Below are 25,251 nucleotides of genomic sequence, written 5' to 3'. Positions count from 1 at the left end.
ACGTACATATGAGTGAGATCAGGATGATTGAGCAATTCGTCATTACTAACCATCAATGATCATTTACGTCTACATTATATCACCGGATCTCCATGGAAAGCCAACTTTTTTTATGGAAGGATTGTTCACATGCAGATTTTCATTTCGGCAGTACCACCCCTATTAAAAATGTAGATGCTGCCGATCTGCTATGCAGCTTTCACATACATGCAAAATGCTTATCTGCTGCGTAGAGTGTGTCTCCGTCTCCTTTTCTAGTGAAGGATTGTCTTCTACCCGTCCACATACTTCACATACTCTTGACATGATATCTGCCTCCAAAATACCTTCTTATTTCAAATCCGCATGAAAGGGGGCATCAGAAAAAGCCACTTCATATCCCAAATCGCGAATTGCCTGTTGAAAATCAACAAATGACGCTGCTTTTTCATCATAGGAAACGAGTGCTTCTCCTTTTAGTAGGCTCACCTCTACCTGCTGTATGCCCCATACGCTGTGCAGGGTTTTGCTCACTTTTTCCGCATCATTTTCATCCTTCATTCCCTTAACAGAGATTCTGTCTGTATGCATGGTTAGGTCTCCTTGTTGTCACGCTTAATGAACCTGCTTCTCTGCATGATTCATTCCCTCGCCCATTCCTCGCAGGAAATTGATCATAGAACTGAGGGCCAATGTGACATTCGGCTCCATCATGGCCTTACTCATTCCTAACAAGCCCATCGGTTTATCGTTTTTGGTATCCGTCATCCTGTCTAGTCCATGATCGACGGCGTTCAAGATGTTCTGTAGTTTGTCAGGTTGCAACTTGCCTACGAACTGGAGTGCGTTCATCCCGTTTTTCATCATGTGATGCATACCCGGTTTATTGAGCTGCGACACTGCGATCACCCCAATATCATGCCGGTTCTTTAAAGCCCCTTGGAGGATATCCAACACACCAATCTCTTGTAATTCTTTTACAATGTCCAAAAGAGTAATCAATGCCTGATGGTTTTCACTCACGGCATCAAGCACCTGCTGTATGGCCTGATGTCGTTCTTCCTCTGGACTTGGCATATATCGTTCAATGTTTGAAATCGCTTTGGCCATCGGCTTGTCCTCCTGTTCCAAGTAAGTCGGGGATTGAAATCCAATCGTCGCGCTTCCATTTCTCTTCTACTCGAACGCCAAATTGTGGTTGTCGGTTTCCGAAACGATAATTCACTCGCGGAAGCGGTGGTTCTCCTTCTCGTTCTAGGATGTCCATTTTCACTCCCATTTCTTTGTAGTTTGGCGTATGTGTCATTTTGTCGTGATAACTGCTGGTAAGTCGATTGACAGATTGTTTGTCTTTTGACGTATTCATCGTCAAATACAACTCGTTTCCTTTCACACGATCTGTTACTAATACGCGTACTTCGACTTGTCCATACGGAGAAGAAAGGCGGACCAGAGCACCATCCTTGATTCCTCTCTCGACGGCCAGGTCTGGAGAAACTTCAAGCCACGGATTGGGAACCTTGTGTGAGATTCCCTCTGACTTATATGTCATATTTCCTTCATGGAAATGTTCCAGTAAACGGCCATTGTTCAGATGCAAATCGAATTCCTTGGTTAGTGTAAACATCGGCGGGGTCCAATCAAGCTGAATCAATCTTGCCTTTCCATCTGGAAATGGGAAGCGCTCTGTGTAGAGTAAAGGAGTTCCTTCTCCATCAGGCTTTACAGGCCATAATTGGCTGTTCCAGCCGTCGAGTCGCTCGTAACTGACACCTGCAAACATCGGAGACAAGCTAGCAGCTTCCGCCATAATTTCACTTGGATGCATATAGTTCCAGTTGGCTCCCATCTTGTTAGCAAGATCTCGAATGATTACCCAGTCTGGTTTTGATTCTCCCAACGGCTCAAACACTTTGTGTAACCGTTGAATCCGCCGCTCTGTGTTAACGAAGGTGCCGTCTTTCTCCAAGCTGGGTGAGGCAGGTAACACGACATCGGCAAAATGGGCCGTTTTGGTGAAAAAGATATCTTGAACAACGAATAGCTCTAGCTTCTCAAAGGCGGAGTCGACGTGATTGATATTGGAGTCAATGACAGCCATATCTTCCCCGAACAAATACATAGCCTTCAATTTCCCGTCAAATATTCCCTCTACCATTTGATGGTTATTAAACCCTGGATCTTTTGGTAATGTCACACCCCAAGCCTTTTCGAAACGAGCTCTTGCCCCGGTGTCCTGCACAGGCTGGTAACCGGGGTACCATGCGGGCATCGTGCCGAAATCACAGGCTCCTTGCACATTGTTATGTCCACGCAGTGGATATGCTCCTGCGCCAGCTCGACCGAAGTTCCCTGTAACCAACAGCAGGTTGCAGATTGCTGTACTGGTATCCGTTCCGGCAACATGCTGGGTGACACCCATCGCCCACAGGATACACGTACCGTCCGCTTCATGAATCATTGTAGCCAGCTTGATCATCTCTTCCTTACTTAACCCGGTTACTTCTTCTGCATAATCGAGCGTGAATTTCTGCAACGATTGGACGTATTCTTCATAACCGTTTACTCTGGTTTCAAGAAAATCCATTGCTTGCCAGCCCTGATCGATGATGTACTTGGTAATAGCCGAAATCCATACGAGATCTGAGCCTGGTTTTGGGTGTAGATACAAATCCGCTTTTTGAGCCAATTCGTTTTTCCGCAAATCGGCGACCGCCAGCTTTTGTCCAAACAGCTTATGAGCTCTTTTTACACGGGTTGTCAGCACGGGATGAGATTCAGCCGGATTAGCCCCAATTACGAGTACGAAACCAGCACTTGCGATGTCTTGAATGGTTCCAGAATCACCAGAATAGCCCACCGTCCGCATCAAGGCCATGGAAGCAGGCGACTGACAATACCGGGAGCAATTGTCTACGTTATTTGTTTGGATTACTGCACGGGCAAATTTTTGGAATATGTAATTTTCCTCATTGGTGCATTTAGATGAGGCGATGAGGCCAATTGAGTCTGGCCCGTATTTTCCTTTTATCTCTGTAAGCTTATTGCTGATAAAGGTAAGAGCTTCTTCCCAGGTTGTTTCTACGAACGTATCCCCGCTGCGAATAAGCGGCTTGGTCAAGCGCTCTTCGCTGTTTACGAAATCCCATCCCCATTTTCCTTTTACACAAGTAGAGACGCCATTTACGGGAGCTTCTACTTGTGGTTCAATTTTCAAGATTTTACGACCTTTGGTCCAAACTTCAAAACTACAGCCAACGCCGCAAAAGGTACAGACTGTTTTCGTTCGCTTGATCCGGCTTTTTCGCATGCTTGCCTCTATTTCAGATACGGCAAAAATTTCTTTGTATCCAGGCTCCACTTCTTTGGTGATATTGATCATAGGCTCCAGAACGTTTGCTGGGATACCAGTCATGTAGCCAGCTTCACCGAGCATCGATTTTTCCATTAACGCATTGCATGGGCATACAGATACACAATGCCCGCAGGAAACACAGGAAGATTGATCAATGGGCACATCGTTGTCCCAGATCACACGAGGATTCTCACGGTTCCAGTCAATAGAAAGCACTTCGCTGACCTGAAGATCCTGACAGGCTTCCACACATCGACCGCAAAGTATGCATTGATCCGGTTCATAGCGGTACATCGGATGGGAAAGATCGGGTGGATACGGTTTCGGTTTAAATTCATACTTCTGATGCTCAATTTCCAGGTATTCTGCCGTGTTATGAACCACACAGTTCCCGTTGTTATTGTCACAGACTGTACAATACAGTTCATGATTTCTTAAAATGCGCGACATAGCCTCCAGCTGTGCTTCTTTGACGAAGTCTGACTTTGTATTCACGATCATTCCTGGTTCACTCGTCGTGGCGCAGGATCGAACTAACTGGCCATTCACTTCCACCAAACAGGTATCGCATGTCTGAATCGGCTGAAGATTGGGATGTTTACAGATGTGAGGGATATAACAATCATGGGAAGCTGCAACATCCAAAATACTTTGTCCTTGCTCTGCCTCGTACGTTTGATCGTTGATTTGAATCGAGTATGATCGCCCTGCCATTCTTTCTCCCTCCTTGTATTCGAACTTATTCTGCCGAAAATATGAAAGGATATACATTTTTTGTGTAGCAAGTAATGGGGCCGTATTCCACTCTATGCATAATTTTCTATGAGGATGGAAGCCTATATTCAGGATGTAATGGATAAGGGAGCGAATCTCATGCAAGACTTCAACCTGAAGAACTATATTCAAGGGCTAGCTCATGCAGGAGATCTCGTAACCAGGAAGCTCAACCTAAATGAAGAAACGGCTCATTTGGTCTATTTGTCCACGATGTGTGATTCTGCCAAGATTCACCGCACAATCGTACATTCCTTTATCGAAAGCCATAATTTATCAGCGTTTAAAGCGGTATTGAAGACAATGCCTGGGTATGTGCATATTCAAGACAACGATCGATTGGCAGACAAGCTCATTCAAGGTTATGCCTTGCTGTTTCTCCCTCATGAAACCTGTGCAATCGAAGTTAAAAATCCCCCCACTTCCAAACCGCAAGAAGCGACAATCGAATACGTATTACAGGGACCTCAAATTGCCTTTTCCGAGGATATCGCAACGAACATTCAAATGATTCGAACCCGTTACCCGTTACAGGATTTACAGGTCGCATACATGAAAATCGGTACCGTGAGCCAAACCCAATTAGCAATGATCTATGATAAATCCAAGGTGGATGACGACGTTCTTTTGCGCCTGGAGAACAAATTGATGCAAATTGACGCGGAAGTGGTGCAGGCTTCGAATCAAGTTCAAATGCTGATCACGAAAAGATTTAATTTGTTGCCGACTGCCATGGTCTCGGAGAGGCCAGACAGAGTTGTATTTAATCTAAGCAAAGGAAAAGTCGTACTGATTCTTAACGGAACCCCTTTTGCCATCATAGTGCCTGCGGTTTTTTACGATTTCATGGCATCGATGGATGACATTTATGATATCCCATGGTTCGCCAGACCACTTATGATATTGAGATATATCGGAGCGTTCCTCACCACCTCTCTTCCAGCTTTGTACGTAGCGACTGTATCGTATAATCCCGAAATATTTCGTGCGCAATTGGCGATCGAGATCGCAGGTAGTCGTGCGGCTGTTCCTTATCCATCCTTTTATGAAGTGTTCTTCATGCTTTTTTTAATCGAGGCTCTCACCGAAGCAAGCATTCGTCTGCCAAAATACATAGGTTCTATGGCCACCACAGTAGGAGGTCTGATTTTGGGACAAGCCGCACAAATGGCGGGATTGGTAAGCAGTATTATGATCATCGTGGCCTCGGTGGTTGCGATTTCCAATTTCATGATTCCAATCAATACCATGAACTTTGCTTTGCGGGTGATTAAATTTCCACTTGTCGTGATGGCCATTTTTTTTGGATTGACTGGGGTGTTGACAGGATTATTTTGTTTCCTTATTTATGCAGTTAGTTTGCGAAGCTTCGGTCGACCCTATTTGAAGCTTTTCATAGGAGAAGCCAAAAAGAGCAGGTGAAAGGGTTGTCCCGTTATTTTTTTTATTTTGTGACACTGTCCATGCTGATCAATGCCATCCTTTTTGTACCGCGTATTCTGATGGACGAGCGTTATGACGGCGCGATTCTGTCCATGATACTCGGTCCGATCATCGGGGGCATTTTCATGTACATCTTCACCAGCTCTATGTTGAAGTTTCGCGGTCAGGGGTTGCCAGAAATCCTGAAGCAATCGTTACCCAAGACCATTTCTATTCCGTTGTTACTGCTTCTGGGCAGCGTGTCGTTTATTTCGGGAGCGCTTGTCTTAATCAATTATTCTTTCATCGTATCCAGATATCTCATCCCCAAAACACCGATCTATATACCGTTGATTCTTTTCGTCATGGTAGCGAGCTTCGGTGCCTTGCAATCAACCAAAACGGTTCTGTACAGCACGGAACTGATTCTGGTTCTGAGTTTGCCGTTACTCTTGTTTTCGATTTTCAAAGCGTATACGAACCAAAATATGAACTTCGATGAAGTAAGAGCAATGATCGATTACACGTGGATTCTTCCCAGCTGGAAAAGCTTATCCGTCTCGACTTATGCGGTAACAGGATATATCAGCTTGGCCATCTTTAATCGCGCGTTTACCGGTGTACAAACGATTCAGCATCGCTGGGCGGTACCCTGTCTTGGCTTTTGCATACTGCTGACAGCATTTTTTGTGCCTATTGGCATTTTGGGTACGGACGGCGTGAATGATTATATTTTCACATGGGTTGCTACGGCGGATGCGGTTCGGATGAAGTATGCATTTATCGAACGTGTCGTTTATATCTTTTTGCTCATTTATTTAGGTATCTCCTATTTATTCGCCATGACCACTTGGCATGTTGGATCTGAAATGATTAGCGGTTGTCTCCCGGGGCATCACGCCAATACATCAGCGGTCAACTCCGTGCTTCCTAACGCGATATGCTGTGCAGTATTTGGCATAGGTACAGTGATTGTTGGAAATTGGTTGGGGGAAGACGATCTATTCACGGTATCTTCTTATTGGATGATGATACGTTCACCAATTGATATTGTTATCGTCCTTTCGGTTTTCATGCTTAGCAAGTGGAGGAAGACTTTGTGAAACACGTCTTGGTTTGGCTGTCGGTATTGTATTTGCTTACGGGCTGCGGATTCAAAGACATTGATAAACGTTATTTAGTCATGGCGATCGGCGTCGATAAGTCGGAAATAAAAGAAAAGCCTTATCACGTATCGTTGAAGCTCGCCATTCCGACTTCGCAAATACAACCAGGCCAATCAAATACGTTTCATCTTATCAGCGACGATGCGTCCACCATGACAGAAGCGGTTCGGCACTTAAAATCTAAGGTGGATAAAGAGCTCGATTTTTCGCAGACCAAAATGATTGTATTCGGAAAAAAACTGGGCGAGGAACGACTGGATAAGGTCACGATCGATTGGTTTCTACGGAGACCAGAGATCCAAGGGATTGCATTCATGGCGCTAGGCTACCCGTCGGCGGAGCAGGTGTTGAATGTGAGACCCAAGTCCGAGCGGCTACCTGCAGACAGTCTGATCATGAGCTTCGACCAGGAGGGAACCGAATCGTCTTATATCGTAACCGAATTTTTGTTTGATTTTCACCGGCGGTTAAGTGAAAAAGGATTGGATCCATATTTGCCGATTATTCGTCCGCTGAAAGATACGTACTTGATTGATCAAGTGGCCATCTTTGACAAGGAGAAAATCAAAGCGATATTAAATCCGGAAGAAACGCGGATATTTAATGAATTATCCAAGAAAATCCGGAACTTTGATATCGAAACCAAGACGGATAAGGCCCAATTTGCTTTGAATGTGTCTTCTTTTGGATATTCGTACGACTTCGATGAACGAAATGATTCTGCGCCTAAACTTACGATGAATGTTCGAATAAGAGGAATATCAGAGGAGTCGAAGCAGTCTTTCTATCATTCACAATGGAACCGTTATAAGGAGGAAGCGGAAACAGAAACAGCGAAACGCTATCTTCACGTGCTTCGAAAACTCCAGTCTCTTAAAGTCGATCCTATCGGTTTCGGATTACGCTATCGGGCCACTCATTACCATGGGGATAAAGATTGGGAAAAATGGAAAGACATTTATCCCAGGCTCGATTGGAATATCAAGGTGAACATCGATCTTATCGGATCTGGGGGTGTCAAATGAGTACACCCCGCCATACAAATGAAAAAGCTGTCAGGGAACATCAGTTCCTCCAACAGCATTTCAGTATCACTGCAACAATAATTTTGCTTGCTTACAGTAAAGGCAAAATTGCGTTCGCGTACGCCTGTGCACCCTTTTGATTGGGATGACCAATAGAGGCGCGCTTGCAAATCTCGAAATCCAAGCCCGTGCACCCTGCTTCTGTGCAGGAGACGAGGCGCTCGGCTGCGATCAGGTCTTGAGGAGTCAGGTCCAAATTGATGCCAAATACATAGGGGTCATCCGTCAGAGCCGCGTGCTCGGGACCAAAATTCGGATCAGCGAAAAAGATACGCTGTTTACCAAGCTGTGCATTTCTCTCATCGATGGCTTTACGCAGGAAGACCTTCGATTCTGCTTCAAGCTGGGCGCTGCGCTTGTATACCTTTTCCAACTCAGCCGCACCGAGAATTCCTCCGGCTGCACCACCACCGACTCCTCCGACAATGGCCCCTACGCCGATCAGCAGTGCTTCCACCGCTGTCATATCGCTTTTTTCCGAAACAGGTGCATAGTACCCGGTGACGATAATTTTGGCGTTCGTGAATTTATTCGTAACGTCCTCCAGCAATCTTTTCATTCCCTTATACAAATGGTCTTCGAACAACTGTGTTAAATCTGCTGGATGGAAAGGATTCAGAACTGTCCGAACATCGACATCGTTCATGCCCCCGTCTAAAAGGATCAAGTCAACCATGTCAGGCTCACCGGAGAAATCAGCGCATTGCTGCAGGATCGTCGGATAAGAGGTAGGAACCTCGCCGTCAACAGGTGCATGAACTTCATCTTTACCAACTCCAATAATGGCGCCGGAATGAGCGAGTACTTGTGTATATTGCTTGATATTTCCTTCTCTCGCTTGAACGGCAGCACCCACGATGGAATAAAACTTCTCATGCTCTTGCAAGCCTTGCCCCCAGCTCACGGAATCGCCCATCACGAGCATATGGAAGGTTTCTAGGGTCAGTGGAATTTCATTGGAAGGTGTCCCATCGGAAAGCCGCACTTTCAGGGTCACCTGCTCACCCGCTGGATTGCTCTCAACATCCGCTGGTCGAATCAAGGTAAATTCCATTTGCGTCGAACTTAACATCTGTACATCGGGCATTTCTTGGTTGTTTACCAAGACGAGTGTCCCTTCGGAAAAACCGCTTCCGTTCACGATCATTTTTTGTCCAGGTCTCACCCGTGTTTTCACTTGATTTTCCTGCTGGGCGGAAATGACTTGTGGCTTCACGTAGACGGATGCCTTGCTGGAGAGAGTCATATCTGATTGTCGAACCTGAAGGGTATGGGAGCCTCCTGTCACAAAAGGCAAGACAAAATGGAGCCTGGTATCACTTACGACCTGGGTTTTGGTTTCCGTACCATCGATCAGTACGACATCGGTTTTGGTATAACGACTTCCTTCCAGCGTCACTGTATCACCTGCGAATGCATAGAGCGGGGATACATGGCTGATCGACGGCTCCAAGAGCTTGCGTCTGAATTCATCTGCGTCAATGGCTCGAAAGCTGACAGGATCAGATAATCTGCCTCCCGCATATCCGGTACGACCGGCATCGGCGTATGAACCCTGCGCTCCTGGTTGACCTGCCGTTCTCGGCCCGGGACCACATGCCGTACCGAATTTTCCATTCTTGGTGTCACCCACAGCGCCACCCGGTCCGCCTGCTCCTGGATTGCCAGGGATTCCGCCTGCCCCCGGGCTGCCCCCCTCAATCGTAATCGCAAAGCCTTGCGAATAATTTTGGATGATGGTTTGTGGCGCGTACAAGGTCAATCGCCCGCCAGCGCCGCCATTGCCTCCCGGACCTCCGTATCCCGCAGCACCGCCGCGCCCGCCGTTTCCACCGGCTCCTGCTCCGGCTTTGCAAAATCCTGCCCAATCCAATTCAGCTGGCTTGCCTTTTCCTCCTCTACCACCATCTTCTCCGTCTTGCCCAGGCCCACCTTGTGTGCCATCTTGCCCTTTCAAGTCAAAATGAGGACGTCCTGCCATATTGAGGACCCACAATTCGAGTTCAGGAGCAGCAGCGCCGTCGAATCCACGGTCTCCGGGCAATCCATGTGTTCCAGATGTCCCCGGAATGCCTGCAAGTGTCGAAGACATCGGTGCATCTGACGGTGTTATTGGTTTTTGGCGTTTGGCTGGAACATAGCGATAAGGACGCTCCCATGTAAACGTAACATTCTGTCCGACTGTCAACTTTTCGGCGATGATGATCAAGTAGCGTTGCGGATATTTCAAAATAACATTGGTTCCATCCTCGATATAAATTTCCGATGCGGCCCAATAGGCGGTGTCCACCGATATATTCAAGGCCGAAGCCGGAGACGGAGCAGCTAATGTAGCCGTCATTTTTTTCGGAAACGGGATGGTTTGCAACAGTTCCGCTTTTCCGCTCAACATTTGCAACGTTGGTGTAGATTTGGCAGCGTCGATTCGATACGCAGACTGAATCATGGTATTCCCACTGACGAGAGTGGGGCTTGGTTTCGTCAATCCCGACTGAGGTACTATTGTCCCCCTGATCTTGAGCGACCCCAGACTGGACAGAGACGTAACCCCGAAGGACTCTAGCACCGCTTTGTGATACGTCATTCGATCTTGAACCATTTGGGGTGCTGCTTGGAAGGATGCCGGATTTACGGCCATGGTCGTGATCCCGAGCGTATTTCCCCCTGAAGTGAAAGTGCTTGTAGAAGATGACATTCTTTTTTCCTCTCCTTTATCACAATGAATGAAATAGTTTGTGCGAGCCAGTCTCCATTGCACGGACGATCATTCTTCGCAAACGCCGAATTCCTCTAACTCCCGAAAGCTGATTTTTCTTCGTTGGGGATGTGGTGTCTGTCGTTGATGTGCCCATATGATTTCCACATGATTGCCTTCTGGATCAAGAAAAGAAAAACGTGCATTTTCGCTCTCCACATACGGACCATGTGCCAAAATACCGTGTTTCGTAAGCCTCGCCCACACTTCCTTGAAGTCATCCAGCGTATCTACCCAAAATGCCAGATGCACATGATGTGGATTGTTCAGGATGAGCAAATCGTGCCTGCCCGATTGCGGATCAATCGCCAAGCATGCCGTTTCGTCGCCAGGGTTCACCACTGCCAGTTCAAGTGCGGTTTCATAAAATGAGGCCAATCTGCGAACATCATGTGCATATAAGGAAATGTGACCCAAGCGGCTTAGCTTTGACATGTTCCCTCCATCCTTTCGTATTGACTCGCCTGTTTCATCCTAACACCGAGAATACTGGTCTCGATATTACTCGAAAGGATGTATCCAAAAGGATACCCTTGCGATAAATATGAGTACCCAGCATAAAAGAAGCGTAGTAAAATCGTAGGAAGAAATAGGAAAACCTTGTGATGGAGCGGGTGATGCTATGAATTATCAGGATAGCCTTGAAGAGCTGGAAAGTCGTCTGTTGGTAGGACGAACCGAGGAAATCCTTCATTTTTTGAAGTTGCTTGCGGATGAGCGGCGCTCCAAAAAAATCATGAATCTCTTCGGGACCGCAGGTGTAGGAAAAAGCTATTTGCTCGACGAGCTCAGGCGGCAAGCTCATCTGCGTCAAGCAGCTACTCTCTCTTTGGACAGTGAGCAATTTTGGCACACGCCTTCTGATTTTTGCCTGCATATTTTGCAGGCATTGCACGTTTATCACAAGGGAGATGAGCAGCATCCTTCCCAATTGTTGGAGGAATGCGTTTCGAAGCTGAATGAAAAAGCAGCTGATCAGAGACTTGTCCTCTTTCTCGACATTTACGAGAACTTGGACGGCTTGGACCATTGGCTGCGCGAATATTTTTTCAAACGATTAAGCGCCAATATTCTGATCGTGATCGCAGGGCGGCATCCGCTGTCTGAAGCTTGGCTTCTATCGCCCGGTTGGAGGCACTTCATCAGCAGGGTCCCCATACCCCATCTTCCTTACGATGCTGTCGAGCGGTATGCCCATTACTGTCATATTTTTGAACCAAGTATCATCCAAGAAATGTGGCGGCGTTCCAAAGGGCATCCCCTTACCCTTTCATTGCTGTCCTTTACCTTGCAGCCTAAAGATCAGGAAGGAAACGGTACTTTTTACGAGGAGATGGATACTCTACCCTTCGTCGTAAGCCAATGGCTGCGCGAAGTTCCCGGGGAGCATTTGCGTCCTCTCGTGGAAGCAGCCGCCGTATTGCGGCACTTCAATCAGGATAATGTGTCGTTTTTATTGAAAAGGGAAATCACGGCGTCCGAGTTTTTCCAATTGATCCGATTTTCGTTTGTACGGAAAGTGGACAGTAGCTGGACGATTCATTCCTTGATGAGAGAATCCATCGCCCAGGATATGAGGTCACGGACACCGCTTCATTTTGCAGATTTGCAGAAGCGGGCCGTTCACTATTATTATGAGAAGTTCACCAAGTCAGCTCATTCGGTCCGCACACCAGAGGCTTTGGAGCTTACCTTCTTTTTAGGTGACGCACTCATCCGCGCCTTTTTAAATTGGTTCGATCCATTACCCAAACCATTCGAATCGATCCACACTGGTCATCGGGAAGAACTACTGGAGTATATCCGCAATCAGCGGCGCTGTCCCTCCCCTAAAACGATCAAGCTGTTCGATCCGCATACAAACCGCCATTTTGATTTTCACCTGACAGCGGAGCAAACGTTGTACCCGTTGAATTGGCTTGATCTTGACCGCTTATTCTCGCTGGGATATGACGTGCTTCGCGTTCTGCGCAAGGAAAATGGAGCGATCTCGGCACTTGCCGCAGTTGTTCCTATCAACGAAAAAACCCTTCCTTACCTGATGGAACACTCCGGCTCTCGTTCCTATTTCACCGCTCTATCCAAACAAGCGCTAGAACGCTTCAGCGTGCCGGAAGACACACGGGCAGGCTGGTTTATTCACACGATTCATCAAGACGATTACGAGGATGTTTCCCAACATACAGCCATTGGCCATATGCTGCACGGTTTGATGTTCACCGGAGAATTTTTGTTGTGTTCACCTGCACCATTTCCTTTTTTCAAAGCCGCCCACGAAAGTTTGGGATTTGATATTGCCGAATTTGCTACCCACACCAACTATGACGGAGTAACACCCTCCCTCGTATTTTTCCGTGATACGCAAGGCGAACATCTACCCGCTTATTTGCAAAAGCTACTAAAACGGTCCGGACTGGATGCGGATTTGCGCCTGGAGGAAGAAGCGATTCCAGCTCCTACTCCAACTGCATCACCGGGTATAGTCACAACGTTGGACATTAGCATGCTGACGGCACGAGAACAGGAAGTGGCCGCCCTTGTTCTGGAGGGATTGACGAACGCGGAAATCGCTGGCCGCTTGTATTTGAGCGAAGTCACGGTAAAAAAGCATTTGAAATCGATCTTTGACAAGATGGATGTCAGCAACCGGACACAATTGGTGAAAAAAATGCTTGTGTAAGAAGAAAAAGAGGAACCGTCGATGGCGGCTCCTCTTTTAACTATCTGCTAATGGCTACGGAATGTCATACGGTCGTTCAAATAAAATATTCTCGATTGTCCCTACAGCCATTTCCGTCAACTCACGTTCCTGATCCACGTTTGTGAGATAAATAATCGTTTTATCTGCTTGAATATATCGTATCAAGTAGCTTCGATACCCCGGCCAGCCTCCACTGTGATGCACGACTTTTCCTGTCACCTGATTTTCACGCAGCCGCCAGCCATAACCATAATGAGAAAAACTGTTGTCAGTAAGCTGCACAGGGGAAAACGCTCTCTCTAGCGTTTCTTTTTTTACCAGCTTTTCTGTGTAAAGTGCTCTGTCCCACTTACGCAAGTCATCCAGTGTTGAACTGATCGCACCGTCTCCCTGAATGCCATCCAGATAAATAACAAAATCATGCTCACTTGATTCATCCGGTAACATAAATGCTTCAGATTGAGCAGAATACACGTATCCATAGGCGTAATGCTGGATCAACTCAGGAGAATATCTTCGGTTGTACACTTTCGTGTTTTGCATACCTAGTGGTTGAAATATCTGTTGCTGCAAGAAATCGGCAAATCGTGTTTCAGCTACGTGTTCTACGATAGAAGCCAATAAAGCATAGCCGGTATTACTGTACGTATGCTTTTCATTGGGTTGAAACAACACAGCGGGTTGATGCTTGATTAGCTGATCGAGTATGTCTTGATTCGTAGCCACTCGCGTTTTATCCCAACATTCAGAAAACAACTCCATGTAATCAGGCAAACCGGATGTGTGTACGAGTAGATTCTCTACCGTAATATCGGCATAAGGAAAATTTGGAAGGAGGTCGTCAACTTTATCTGTATAGTCGAGCTTTCCTTGCTCTTGCAAGATCATGATGCTCATTGCTGTAAATGCCTTTGAAACTGATGCGAGTTCAAATACCGAATCTGGTGACAATCTTTCAGCCGTTTCCAGATTGGCCATTCCTATGGAATTTTGATAATAAGGTTTCCCTTCTTCCAAAATCAAGATGTTGCCGTTCCAATTGTTTTGTTCGGCAAGCGTAGAAAAAAGCTCATCAAGCTGGCGGCATCTCGCATCACTTACGTTGGCTCGCTGTGTCATTTGTCGTTTCCCCCACTCGTTTTTTTATCATGAATATGAAATTGTCTCCCCCCAAATGCCATTCGAACAATCTCATGATTTTCACTCCTGATAAACCGTGCGGAGAAATCTGTTCCAAATCCCCGGATGACAAAAATATCTTCAGCAAATGGTCTCATTACGTAGTTTTCTCCCAAAAAAGAGAGCACCAGTTGACCATTTTCCAATCTAATCGGCAATGTACCAAACTCACTAGATTGATAATCCCCTACGAATGGATGCATAGCTTCCTCGGATAGGAAATCATGCTTGCTCTCCAGATGAGAGGATTCTGGAGGGCGGTTTTCCAGACTATTTAGCGCACCGGACATCACCGCCAAAACCGGCGACAATTCTAGATTGGACAGTGCGACTCCGGCTAGTCCTGTTTCGGGAAAGAAGCACATTTGAGCCGCAACCCCTTTAATACCACCACTATGTTCAACTAATTTTTTTCCGTAGTAGTCAGAGGTTATGACCAAGCCATACCCGTAAAATTGACCAGGTACCATATCAGTCGGAAAATAAGGGGTCATCATTTGTTGTACACTTTCAGGTGACAGGATACGTTTTCCCCCTGCTGTAAGCCCACTTTTGCAGAACATGTCCGTATATCGCAGCATATCCCGCACCGTTGATTTTAGGAATCCGGCCGCCCGGGAAGCGGGAGTATCCCACCAATTTGGCGATGGGATCACTTCCTTGTGATCGCCTCTGTCTCGCTTGATATACAGATTTGTAATATTTTCATACCCACTTAGCTCTTCTAGGAAAAAGCTCGTGTGCTCCATCCCGATTGGATCAATGATATGCTCCTTGACATAGGCCTCATACGACTTCCCGCTGACGCGTGTAATGATCGCTCCCAGCAAGGCGAAACAATCATTGGAATAACTGAACTCTGTACCTGGTGGCCCTAAAAGCTCTAAATCTAATGTAGAAATAACACTCATCAGGTCTTCGTACGTATCGATTGGTAGCGTATCATCTGTCTGGTCATGCAATAATGGAAAGTCTTCTACTTCGCTCTCTTCCAAGCTTCGCATCACACTTGCAAAAAACGTTGACAAGGGAGGAATCCCACTCGTATTCGTCATAAAATGATGAATCGTGATTTGCCCCACATCAAGATTTTTCAGACGGAACTCCGGCAAATATTTGACAACAGGGTCATGTACGGATAACTTACCAGCTTCCTGTAATTGCATGATCGCCACACAGGTAAAGGATTTTGTTATGGATCCAATTCCAAATACCGTATCGAGCGTAACTCCTAACTGCCGTTCCACATCACGGAAGCCAAATCCGTTATCATAGAAGATTTGACCATCTTTTGCTAATCCCATACAAACACCAGGAACCTGGCTCTCTGTTACCATGTTTTGAGCATACTTTTCAAAAGAATCTATCCATCCGTTATTTTGCATGCGCTTCTCTCCTTTGTTGACATGAAATTAGTTCTCGATCCAGCTATCATTATATGTCGGCATGACAGATGCCCACTTTACTCCTTTTACTCGAGAATTAATGACAGTAAAGGCCTTATCGTAATAGATAGGGACAACATACGCTTGCTCAATCAGATGCTTTTGTACATCCATATACACTTGCTTTCTGGCATCAATCTGTATGGTTGTTCGCCCTTTCAAAAGGAGAGCATCCAGCTTATCATCTTTTACCCCAGACAGGTTGTAAGCACCGCTGGAGTGAAAATAAAAATATAAAATATCAGGGTCATCATAGGCGCCCGATATCAGCGTTACATCAAAATTTCCTTTGACGACTTCCTGCATATACCCTGCTATTTCTAGATTCTGAATCATCATGTGGATACCCGCTTCTCCTAGCATGGATTGGAGCAATTGGGCTTCCTTATCTAAATCTGCAGTACTCAGCAAATTCAGACTAAGTGTTTTTCCGTCCTTTTCTCTCACACCACTTCCGTTTACTTTCCAACCAGCGTCGTCCAACAGTTTCTTTGCTTCGTCCACATTATACTGGTACCCGTACTTCTCTACGGATTTGTCATACCCTAGCGTAGTTGGAGATAACGGCGTATGGGCGACTTCGCCTTCTCCCTGCGTAACAGCTTGGACAATGGCTTCTTTATTGACGAGCATATTAAATGCTTTACGTACCTGAATATCTTGGAACTCCGGTCTCGTCAGATTCATCTCCAGAAGTAAGCCAACTCCAGGACGTAAGCGCTCTACAACTTGATAGTTCGGATTATTCCGATAATGATTCGCGTCTTTTACAGGTACTTCCGTTGCTACATCGATAGCACCACTCTCTAGCGCTGACATTCTGAGCTGGCTGTCAGCAATCGCTTTTATGACAAGTTTGCCGACTCTAGGAGGACCTTGATTTTCATAATAGGGCTCTCCCCACTGAAAAGCTTCATTTCTAACATAGGTGACACCTTCGCCCGTTTTCCAGCTCTCAAACTTCCACGGCCCTACTCCTACAGGATTCCGGCCGTAATCCTCTCCAGCCTTTTCAATCGCTTTCAACGATAACGGCTGCGTGATAGAATTCGCTAGCGCATCGCGAAAGGCAGCATTGGGTTCATGTAGTTCCAGAATGAGAGTCTGATCGTCTGGCGCTTTCACACTTTTTATGGGAGCCATTACTTCAGCGGCTGTTTTTGCTTTTGTCTGCGGATTGAGAACACGATCGAAGGCGTCTTTAAAACTTTTTGCAGTCAAAGGTGTCCCATCGTGAAAAGTAATCCCAGAACGGATCGTGAAGGTCCATGTTTTTCCATCCTCAGAAATATTATAGTCACTTGCGAGAGAAGGCTTGTATTCGTTTGTGGCAGGATCCTTATATAGTAGTGATCCACCGAGCAACCAGGTATAGACCCCAGCAGATCCAACAGACATGTGAGCGTCTAACGTATCCGGTTCATAAGGGTAAGCTACTGTAATGGTTCCGCCCGTTTTTGGTTTGGCACTCTCTTGTTGGTCGGCTGGCGCAGTCGTTTGCGTGCTGCAACCAGTCACAAGGGCCATAGATAGAGTGACCAATCCCCCCAAAAAGACATTGTACTTTTTTCGTTTGTTTTTCTTCATATGTCAGCATACCACCTCCTTCACTTTTCTTTTTGACCGATGACAGATGATTTCACCTCCTTCGCAAGCTGGAGCAAAGAGTACATTTACTCTTTATCCAGTTGTTGAAGCTTCCACTGTAATGCTTGGTAGAACAATTCATTTGTTTTCATATACGATTGCAGACTAGGATACAGGATAGAACAAATTCTTCTGAAACGTTCGAGATTTTCTGATTGGCTTGCAAGCATCCTTTCAGCAAACCGACGGAAAAATGAATGCGAGACAGGGAGTTCGTCAACATCGGCAAACATCACGACATACTCTTGAATATTCTCCTGTACGACAGGACTGTCTGGCGTTGCATGTTGCTCCGCTGCCTTCAACAACTGCTTATGGTTGGTAAGCATTCTGGCGCTCCACATCTCAACACTGATTTTAGGCAGGTGAACTACCTCCAAGAAGGACATAACATCATGCTTCATCTCCCGGACAATCTGTGGATCATTAAACATTTCCTCCAACTCATCTAATGCTGCCGTTTGTGCTGCCGAAAGCTTGCCTTCCAGCAATGAAGAGACGTTCACTCCTAGTAAAAATATTTCTCGCCATTCTATCGGAAATTGTTCAGGAAAAACGGACGAGAACATTTTTTCCAAAATAAACTTTTCCCGTTCCAATGCATCAGAAGAAATTGATTCAATTAGCTCGTGCATATAGCTCAGAGAATCATTTCCCCCCTTATTCTGCTTTGTTTGTTCCAAAATGGATTTCATGCTGGCAAGCGTACGCATTTGGATGTCCAAAGCTTCAATTTGCCATTCTATCGCCATATCAACAGGTATATCCCCAGCTAACATTCTCTTAATCTCATCAATGCCAAAGTTTAGATAGCGAAGGGTTAGGATCAGTTTTAACCGCCATATTTCCTCTGCCGTATACATACGATGACCTCCAGGAGTTATCTCAGCAGGTGAAAGCAGGCCGATCTCGTCATAATAACGAACAGTGGGTACAGAAGATCCTGTGATTTTCGCCACTTGTCCTATGAAGAACTTTTGATTTTGTGTGGTGTCTAATCTGTTCCTTGCATTTGCGTACACGTTACAACACCTCCTAGTCAATTATAAAACCTCAAGTAACTTGAGATTCAAGGGGCAATATGAGTCATGATCATACGTTTATCGTAAAAAATGACTGAGCCGGAATTTTGCCAGAGACAGTCCAGTGTTTCATTTTTCGACTCATCAGACAAAACAATCCAGCGGTAATCTATGAACAGAATGAACGCCCTGTTGCATACTCACATGATTGGACAGTTTGCACTTATTCATATAGATCCGTGCTTAGATATTTAAGGCCTGAATCATTAATCGTTAGCACAATATTTGCCCCTTTTTCGTTCCCTTTCAAAAGTTGTAAGGCAGCCGCCACATTTGCTCCTGAAGAAAAACCTGCAAATATTCCTTCTTTTTTTGCCAGTTCTCTAGTAACTTGTGTCGCTTCTTCATCTGTAACATGGAGGTAGTCTGTAACTAAGCTTTTATCCAAAAGAGGTAAATCCATGGAGTATCCCCCACCTTGGATCTTGTGATTGAGGTTAGTAGCGGTTTTACCAGAGTAAAAGGGAGCGGTATACGGTTCAATTAAATAACACCGAATGTTGGGATTATTCTTTTTTAACGCTTTTGCACAACCTGTAAAAGTACCACCGGAACCCGCAAAATCAAGGAAAACATCTACTTTTCCATTCGTCTGTTTCCATATTTCTTCCCCCGTGTGATATTCATGAGCATGAATATTGCCACTGTGATGAAATTGGTCTGCACGAAATGCATTTCTTTCTTTTGTTAGTTGCTGTGCTACTTCTTCTACTTTCGCAAGGTCTTCTCCTGAGACTTGCCCGATAGGGGAACCAGGCGCTTGGTCTACTAAAACAACTTCTGCTCCCAGTGCTCTCATCATCCTCGCTCGCTCCAATGAATTGCCTTTTGACATGACAGCAACGAATTTATATCCCTTGACTCCGCAAACAATAGCCAACCCAGTCCCTGTATTGCCACTCGTTAATTCCACAACGGTGTCATTTGGTTTTAATATTCCGGTCTTCTCAGCCTCTTCAATGATCTGCAAAGCGATTCTATCCTTTTTGCTAAAGCCCGGATTTAGATATTCCAGTTTGGCGAAAATATTTCCATCGAGATTTTCTGTAAGCCTAGAAAGATGGACCATGGGAGTGTTACCAATCGCTTGATGAACGCCTGCTAAAATCGTATTCTCCATAGACATAGCGCCTCTTTTCGTATATTTTGGACTATATAGTGCACGCTTCAAACTATATATAGCCTGATTGTAAAATATAAAGCACACACGTGCAATATAACGTCTGAATTATTTGGGGGGCATTTTGATGGAAGAATTTCACACAAATATTGGCGAGAACATAAAGCGTATTCGGAAAGAAAGAAACTTGAGCTTGGATAAAACTGCTGAAATCACAGGAGTTAGCAAAACGATGTTAGGACAAATTGAAAGAGGGAAGTCTGCTCCAACAATCACAACTCTTTGGAAAATAGCGAGCGGGCTACGCTTATCCTTTTCTTCACTCGTTAGTCAATACAAGCCGTCTGTTACGATTGTGAAAAAGAAGGAAGTAAATCCAATTGTTGAAAATAATGGGCAGTATCGTGTGTATCCACTGGTACCGTATAATCCTGAACAACAGTTTGAGATCTTCTCAGTAACCCTTGAACCAGGATGTGAGCATATAGCAGATCCGCATTCAACAGGGGTTGAGGAATTTATTCTCGTAAATGAAGGCACGCTAGAGGTTGTTGTCAATGAACAGGTTTATGTAGTGGAACCTGAGGATACTCTTATTTTTAAAGCAGACAGGCCGCACATTTATAGGAACATTGGAGATCGAATGGTAAAGTGTTCCATAGTCATTCATTATTCAAGTCAATGAAAAGAACGAGAAAAATGTCTCTCCTTTTTAAAAGCAAAGAGAAACCCTACTACATGTAGGGTTTCTCTTCCGTTAGATCACCATTCCCCATTCCTGTTTCCGCTCGTGGAGCGAGCTAGCAATAATCCGGTCCAGCAGCTGTGCAAAGGTCATCCCTGCTGCTGCTGCACTTTTGGGAAACAGGCTGTTGGCAGTCATCCCCGGTAATGTGTTCACTTCTAGCACATAAGGTATATCCTGACATAAAATCACATCGACTCTAGCATAGACCTTACACTGCAGCAATCGGTAGCTGGTAAGCGCCGCTTCGCGCACACGCTGTTCAATATCGGGAGGAAGGTGGATAACCTTCTCCTCCGCGCCGCCGTCCTCATATTTCGCTCTGTAGTCGAACCACTCTGAATGCGCGGAGTGAATGCCGATAATCGGTAATACCTCCCCATCCAAAATCGCGCAGGTAAGCTCTGTCCCTTTCAAATAGGGCTCAATCAAGATCCCTTGATCCAAATGGCTTGCCTCCTGAACAGCAGACAGCAGCTCCCTCTCATTATGCACGAGCTGGGTACCGATGCTGGATCCGCCCATGTTTGGCTTCACAATAACCGGGTAACCCATTTGCTCCACCGCCTGCGGATCATAGACATCCTGCCAGTAAAGACCTGCAGGCGTATGCATACCCGCCGTGTTCAGCAGCATCTTGGACAGTTGCTTATTCATACATAGGCTGCTTGCCAGGACACCACTTCCTGTATATGGAATGCCCAGTGTCTCCAGCGCTCCCTGTACCGTGCCATCCTCGCCATACTGGCCATGCAGTGCCAATAGCACGCAATCGATGCCTGCCTGCTGAACCTGTGTAATTACATCCGCTCGCTGCTTGACGACAATGGGAACTGCCTCATAGCGACTGCGATCCAAATGATTGATCATCTCTTGACCTGTCTGTAGAGAAACCTCACGCTCAGAAGAAATACCACCCATAATAACGCCTATCTTCATGATGACACCTCTTTTTTCATTTAAATGGTTGTGTCTTTTGTAATCGTTATGCCTTTAGAAAGCGACGTACCTGTTTGCCGATGATCTGAATACCTCGCTCAATATTTGCATCCGTTACTCGTGAAAAACCAAGTCGCAACGTATTTGTCCCTGTTCCTTCTTGAATAAAAAATTTGTCTCCTGGTGTAAAAATGACACCCTGTTCTGTGCAAGCTTCTAGCAGCTGGCGTGTATCTACGCCTGATGGAAAGGTAAGAAACAAATGCAAGCCTCCGTCGCCAGACAGATGCGCCAGAGGGAGATGTGCTTCACAGCATGCCTTCGTCAGTTCATATTTGCGCTTATATTCCATACGGGCTTTTTTTACATACTTATCGAAATTTCCATTAAGCAAATATTGATATAAGATCGATTGATCAATGGTGGATGTATGAATGGTACGAGCACGCTTAATGCTTTCCAGATTGTCGATCAGCGCCATGTCTCCAAGTACCCAGCCCACTCGCAAACCAGGGAACAATACCTTGGAGAAGCTACCAATATAGATGACTCCGTTTCCTTGCCCTGCTGTCGCGATTAATGGCGCAACATGTGCTCCAGAATAGCGCAGCTCCTCGTTGAATCCATCCTCAATCACCGGAATCTGATAGCGCATCATTAATTTCATGACAGCACTGCGCTTCGCCGGCGACATGACAATGCCTGTAGGATTGTGATAGGAAGGTGTCAAGTAGGCTAAATCGAAGCCGTTTGTCTGCTTCTGCAACACCGCCTCAAGCTGCTCCACATCAATACCATCACTCTCCATCGGGATGCCTGTAATCTCAAATCCGTGCAGCTTCAAATTCTTGATTGCTGTATGATGAGTCGGATTTTCACAAATGGCTGCTCCACGGCGCGCAGAAGGGCGCAGTGCCGACAACATAATGTCAAAGCCTTCCGTAAACCCGCTTGTAATCAGCATGTCTTTGCCGCTTAAATCGACGCCCTTATTCTCCATATATCGCATCAAGTAATCGATCAGTGGCTTGTAGCCCTTGGCATAGCCGTAGTTGAGCAGCACCTGCCCTTCGATTGCCATTCGATCCATAAAGGCTCGCTTTACATCCCCCAGATCAAACAACTGTTCATCCGGGGCAATGCTTGTGAACGAGATGGTTCCTTTATTGGCGCGAATACCCTGCTTCATTCTATCCAGCTCTACAGCCGATACAGCATATTCGTTCATTCGTGCTTCCCAGTCGATTTGCCAGACGATGGAGCCGTCAGCTCCTCCGTTATCTGCAGCTAAATGGCCTACCATAGCGGTAACATAGCTGCCTTTGCCGGGAATCGCATACGTAAACCCGTCATCCTCTAGCCCTTCATAGGCGGCTATGACTGTATTACGGCTCACCTTTAACAGGCCGCTCATTTCTCGTGTGGAGGGCAGCCTCTGATCCGCCTGAAGCGCGCCTTTGATTATTAAACGTTTGACGTATTCTTTCACTTGTATCGCAACTGGACGGTCACCAACAAGCTTGAAATCCTGGAACATCCTTCATCGCCCCCGTCTATAATGATGGCATGGAAGACGATAGAAAAAAAGAACCACCGTACTGGATTTTTCATCCTTCGGTGGTTCCTGCGCAGTAGCGGATAGCATTCGACCCAGCGGTAATAGGAAAGAAAAAAGAACCCACTTTTCCAAGGGTTCCTCTTTTGCAATCCTATTTTAGTTGGCTTATCATGAATCCTTCACCAAATGCTAAACGTTTTATGGTTGTTTTGCGCCATCATAATATATTTGTCCAATTGTTGGCTCACACCCAAAACGGCGTCACTTGAAAGACCATGTTTTCCTGCCATTTCAATCATTTGCTGTCGGAGTTGTTCGATGCTTTTTTCTAAATCTAAGTGATGGCGACTTGCTTCTTTTCCAGCACCCCAGATCGTACACTTGCTTTTAGAGGCACCTTCTGCTTCTCTTTTCGGGGTTATTCCTGGGGGCACAGGGACGTCCCTTTCTAATGAACTTGCGATAGTTTTTATGTTAAGCACCTCCTATGATTTACAAATTATGACATTAATAACTATAAATCAATATGCAAGAATTCACCAACTAAGAAAAAATTGAATAGAAAAAAACATCCTATCGAAAGGATGTTTTTTTGTGTCTGATCAACTTTTCCTAAAAATCTGCACCATGTTGATAATTAATAACGTGTGGCGCGTCAGACTTTTGGGGTTCGTGAACGATACCACTGCTAAATCCAAACGCTAGAAGGAGTGCTAGTAATACATATTTCATTTTTTATACATCCTCTCTACTTATCTCATTTTTTTGCATCCCTAAGGATACATCGTCTTCCATACTAGTTTAAGAATGTAGCTTCGGCCTTCTTTTCTCCTATTACAATTGCTTGATATTGGATGATTTGTGATGGCGAAGCAAGATGTCGATATTTCTCAAATAACTGTACACATAATAGTGCATCATGATGTCGATTCATCAAATCCGATAGAACTAAACAGTGGAGGATTTCATTGAGTCCACTTTCCATGCGTCCCTTTGCAAAATCATATTTTGCTTTGTGATATCGATATTGAAGGTGCTGAACCATATTCACCAACAAGGTACGTTCATGGAATCTAGCAATATCTTCAGAGAGGCGTACTAAAACCTCATCCACACAAAAATGGTATTTATTCGCAGCTTCCATAATCGTAACGAGGCCCGGCAGTATTTCAACTGGCTGTTCTGCCAGGTAGTCGGTATAATCCTTAATGATTTCTTCATTCCCCATTAATACTTCTAGTGTGTAAAAATTCGCCTTTGCAAAGACAGCAAACCGCTCAACGATTCTTCTCCCCTCATCGTCAAGAAGTTCAAACCAATGCAAATCAGCGTATGCTTGTACATATTCTTTTGATTGCGTATAACCCCCTTGCATCTCTAGGACCAATCCTTTATATAGATAGCCCATTCCGTAATAGTAAACGAGCGGACGTTCTGTTTTTATCAACTCTGCCGATCGATTTTTTCTTCGTTTTTGCAGCTCATCTTGATAGATAATTTTGGAGAGCGCTCTTAGCTCATCTGCGTAAGTTTCCGCCTCACTCCATTTTTGTAACGTGAAACTAACCTTCGCCAAATTTAATAAGGCGTCTAACTGATCAGTTTCTGGTAATCGCTTTCGATAGGGAGAAAAGCAAATAACAGCCTTCTCATTTTCATCAGCATTTGTCCCGAGTATTGCCTGAAATAACCGATAATGACTCGTCACAAACTGGGTAGAGTAGCTGTCTTTCTCGTTCTCAATCACGTACTCATAGAATGGCACCGCCTTTTCTAGTTTCCCATCCTCGTATAATTGCTCTGCAACAGTAAAAAGGATGGAGATATTTTTGGGATTCTCCAGCAATTGGGAGGCGACAGCTTCAATGCAATCCTTTCGCCCATTCTCAGCGCTTCGTATCAAGTAAGGTATCAATCGAGGGCGTGAGATTTTCCTTTCATATAAACATTCATCGGGGTATAGTTCATACAACCAGCCTGGCTCATGGCCAAACACCGCAGCTAGAGCGTCTAATTGACCTATGGTGATAGCACGAGGCGGATTTCCATTTAGAATCTCGCTCAATGTTCCAGGATTAATACCAGTTAAATCACCCAGTTTGCTCAATGTATAACCGCGCGCTCTCCGATGTTGTTCGATTTCTGACCGCAGCGACTGGTGCAATGTCCCTACCAGTCCCCCCATAATGGATCACCCTCTTGTTTTTCCTTTATTTTACAATCAAATGGTTTATTATGGAAGGTGCCCGAAACATTTCTTTATCATTTTAATAGTTTTTGCAAAGGGGCTCCCTTGCAA

Annotated in this window: 19 protein-coding genes; 5 read left to right on the top strand and 14 right to left on the bottom strand. The window is 45.4% G+C overall.

Annotated features, from left to right (window positions below):
* Nucleotides 1–330: 330 nt before the first annotated feature.
* The 3 genes from C7R93_RS12105 to fdhF are packed head-to-tail and all read right to left on the bottom strand — an operon-like array spanning nucleotide 331 to nucleotide 4,048.
* Complete coding sequence (locus C7R93_RS12105; RefSeq protein WP_106839041.1) at nucleotides 331–570, bottom strand: heavy-metal-associated domain-containing protein; 240 nt, start codon at nucleotides 568–570, stop codon at nucleotides 331–333.
* Between the two features lie 24 nt (nucleotides 571–594).
* A complete protein-coding gene (locus tag C7R93_RS12100; protein ID WP_106839040.1) occupies nucleotides 595–1,089 on the bottom strand; it encodes a helical membrane plugin domain-containing protein in 495 nt (164 codons plus the stop codon).
* Nucleotides 1,064–4,048 (bottom strand): formate dehydrogenase subunit alpha, encoded by a 2,985-nt coding sequence (fdhF, locus tag C7R93_RS12095; protein ID WP_106839039.1) that lies wholly within the window; start codon nucleotides 4,046–4,048, stop codon nucleotides 1,064–1,066. The genes C7R93_RS12100 and fdhF overlap by 26 nt, the downstream gene beginning before the upstream one ends.
* A gap of 159 nt (nucleotides 4,049–4,207) precedes the next feature.
* On the opposite strand from fdhF, the gene C7R93_RS12090 reads away from it, so the two are divergent.
* From C7R93_RS12090 to C7R93_RS12080, 3 genes are read left to right on the top strand one after another with little or no spacing between them, the layout of a single operon-like run.
* Nucleotides 4,208–5,530, top strand: a complete 1,323-nt coding sequence (locus C7R93_RS12090; protein ID WP_158264020.1) for a spore germination protein — start codon at nucleotides 4,208–4,210, stop codon at nucleotides 5,528–5,530.
* A 5-nt stretch (nucleotides 5,531–5,535) separates the two neighbouring features.
* Nucleotides 5,536–6,633: a GerAB/ArcD/ProY family transporter gene (locus C7R93_RS12085; RefSeq protein ID WP_244191518.1), complete on the top strand. Its 1,098-nt coding sequence runs from the start codon at nucleotides 5,536–5,538 to the stop codon at nucleotides 6,631–6,633.
* A complete protein-coding gene (locus C7R93_RS12080; RefSeq protein WP_158264019.1) occupies nucleotides 6,630–7,721 on the top strand; it encodes a Ger(x)C family spore germination protein in 1,092 nt (363 codons plus the stop codon). Before C7R93_RS12085 ends, C7R93_RS12080 begins: the two co-directional genes overlap by 4 nt.
* A gap of 91 nt (nucleotides 7,722–7,812) precedes the next feature.
* On the opposite strand, the gene C7R93_RS12075 is transcribed toward C7R93_RS12080, so the two are convergent.
* Nucleotides 7,813–10,476: an IPT/TIG domain-containing protein gene (locus C7R93_RS12075; protein WP_106839036.1), complete on the bottom strand. Its 2,664-nt coding sequence runs from the start codon at nucleotides 10,474–10,476 to the stop codon at nucleotides 7,813–7,815.
* Between the two features lie 69 nt (nucleotides 10,477–10,545).
* Complete coding sequence (locus tag C7R93_RS12070; RefSeq protein ID WP_106839035.1) at nucleotides 10,546–10,971, bottom strand: VOC family protein; 426 nt, start codon at nucleotides 10,969–10,971, stop codon at nucleotides 10,546–10,548.
* A 187-nt stretch (nucleotides 10,972–11,158) separates the two neighbouring features.
* Here C7R93_RS12070 and C7R93_RS12065 point away from each other — a divergent pair, with 187 nt between their 5' ends.
* Nucleotides 11,159–13,216 carry a LuxR C-terminal-related transcriptional regulator gene (locus tag C7R93_RS12065; RefSeq protein WP_106839034.1) on the top strand — a complete coding sequence of 686 codons (2,058 nt, stop codon included), beginning with the start codon at nucleotides 11,159–11,161 and terminating at the stop codon, nucleotides 13,214–13,216.
* A gap of 54 nt (nucleotides 13,217–13,270) precedes the next feature.
* On the opposite strand, the gene C7R93_RS12060 is transcribed toward C7R93_RS12065, so the two are convergent.
* The 5 genes from C7R93_RS12060 to C7R93_RS12040 all read right to left on the bottom strand — a co-directional run bounded on the left by C7R93_RS12060 (nucleotide 13,271) and on the right by C7R93_RS12040 (nucleotide 19,710).
* Nucleotides 13,271–14,356, bottom strand: coding sequence for a serine hydrolase domain-containing protein (locus C7R93_RS12060; protein ID WP_106839033.1), 1,086 nt, complete (start codon nucleotides 14,354–14,356; stop codon nucleotides 13,271–13,273).
* Nucleotides 14,353–15,801 (bottom strand): serine hydrolase domain-containing protein, encoded by a 1,449-nt coding sequence (locus C7R93_RS12055; protein ID WP_106839032.1) that lies wholly within the window; start codon nucleotides 15,799–15,801, stop codon nucleotides 14,353–14,355. Before C7R93_RS12055 ends, C7R93_RS12060 begins: the two co-directional genes overlap by 4 nt.
* A 27-nt stretch (nucleotides 15,802–15,828) precedes the next feature.
* On the bottom strand, nucleotides 15,829–17,448 hold the full coding sequence (locus C7R93_RS12050) for an ABC transporter substrate-binding protein (RefSeq protein WP_106839031.1): 1,620 nt from the start codon (nucleotides 17,446–17,448) through the stop codon (nucleotides 15,829–15,831).
* An 86-nt stretch (nucleotides 17,449–17,534) separates the two neighbouring features.
* Nucleotides 17,535–18,530: a MerR family transcriptional regulator gene (locus C7R93_RS12045; RefSeq protein WP_106839030.1), complete on the bottom strand. Its 996-nt coding sequence runs from the start codon at nucleotides 18,528–18,530 to the stop codon at nucleotides 17,535–17,537.
* 223 nt (nucleotides 18,531–18,753) lie between these two features.
* Nucleotides 18,754–19,710 (bottom strand): PLP-dependent cysteine synthase family protein, encoded by a 957-nt coding sequence (locus C7R93_RS12040; RefSeq protein ID WP_106839029.1) that lies wholly within the window; start codon nucleotides 19,708–19,710, stop codon nucleotides 18,754–18,756.
* 127 nt (nucleotides 19,711–19,837) lie between these two features.
* On the opposite strand from C7R93_RS12040, the gene C7R93_RS12035 reads away from it, so the two are divergent.
* Nucleotides 19,838–20,395 (top strand): helix-turn-helix domain-containing protein, encoded by a 558-nt coding sequence (locus C7R93_RS12035; RefSeq protein ID WP_106839028.1) that lies wholly within the window; start codon nucleotides 19,838–19,840, stop codon nucleotides 20,393–20,395.
* 72 nt (nucleotides 20,396–20,467) lie between these two features.
* Here the strand turns inward: C7R93_RS12035 and C7R93_RS12030 are convergent, their stop codons facing one another.
* From C7R93_RS12030 to C7R93_RS12015, 4 genes are all read right to left on the bottom strand, one after another.
* A complete protein-coding gene (locus C7R93_RS12030; protein ID WP_106839027.1) occupies nucleotides 20,468–21,394 on the bottom strand; it encodes a D-alanine--D-alanine ligase in 927 nt (308 codons plus the stop codon).
* A gap of 46 nt (nucleotides 21,395–21,440) precedes the next feature.
* Entirely contained in the window at nucleotides 21,441–22,931 is a 1,491-nt protein-coding gene (locus C7R93_RS12025) for an aminotransferase-like domain-containing protein (protein WP_106839026.1), read from the bottom strand.
* Nucleotides 22,932–23,131: 200 nt separating this feature from the next.
* Nucleotides 23,132–23,386, bottom strand: a complete 255-nt coding sequence (locus C7R93_RS12020; RefSeq protein WP_106839025.1) for an aspartyl-phosphate phosphatase Spo0E family protein — start codon at nucleotides 23,384–23,386, stop codon at nucleotides 23,132–23,134.
* Between the two features lie 362 nt (nucleotides 23,387–23,748).
* Entirely contained in the window at nucleotides 23,749–25,137 is a 1,389-nt protein-coding gene (locus tag C7R93_RS12015; RefSeq protein ID WP_106839024.1) for a helix-turn-helix domain-containing protein, read from the bottom strand.
* Between the last annotated feature and the right edge of the window lie 114 nt (nucleotides 25,138–25,251).

Origin of the sequence: Brevibacillus fortis (assembly GCF_003013395.1) — a bacterium.
GTDB classification, from domain to species: Bacteria; Bacillota; Bacilli; order Brevibacillales; family Brevibacillaceae; genus Brevibacillus; species Brevibacillus fortis.
The sequence above is the reverse complement of the archived record's forward strand: the minus strand, read 5'-3'. Positions and strand labels throughout refer to the sequence as shown.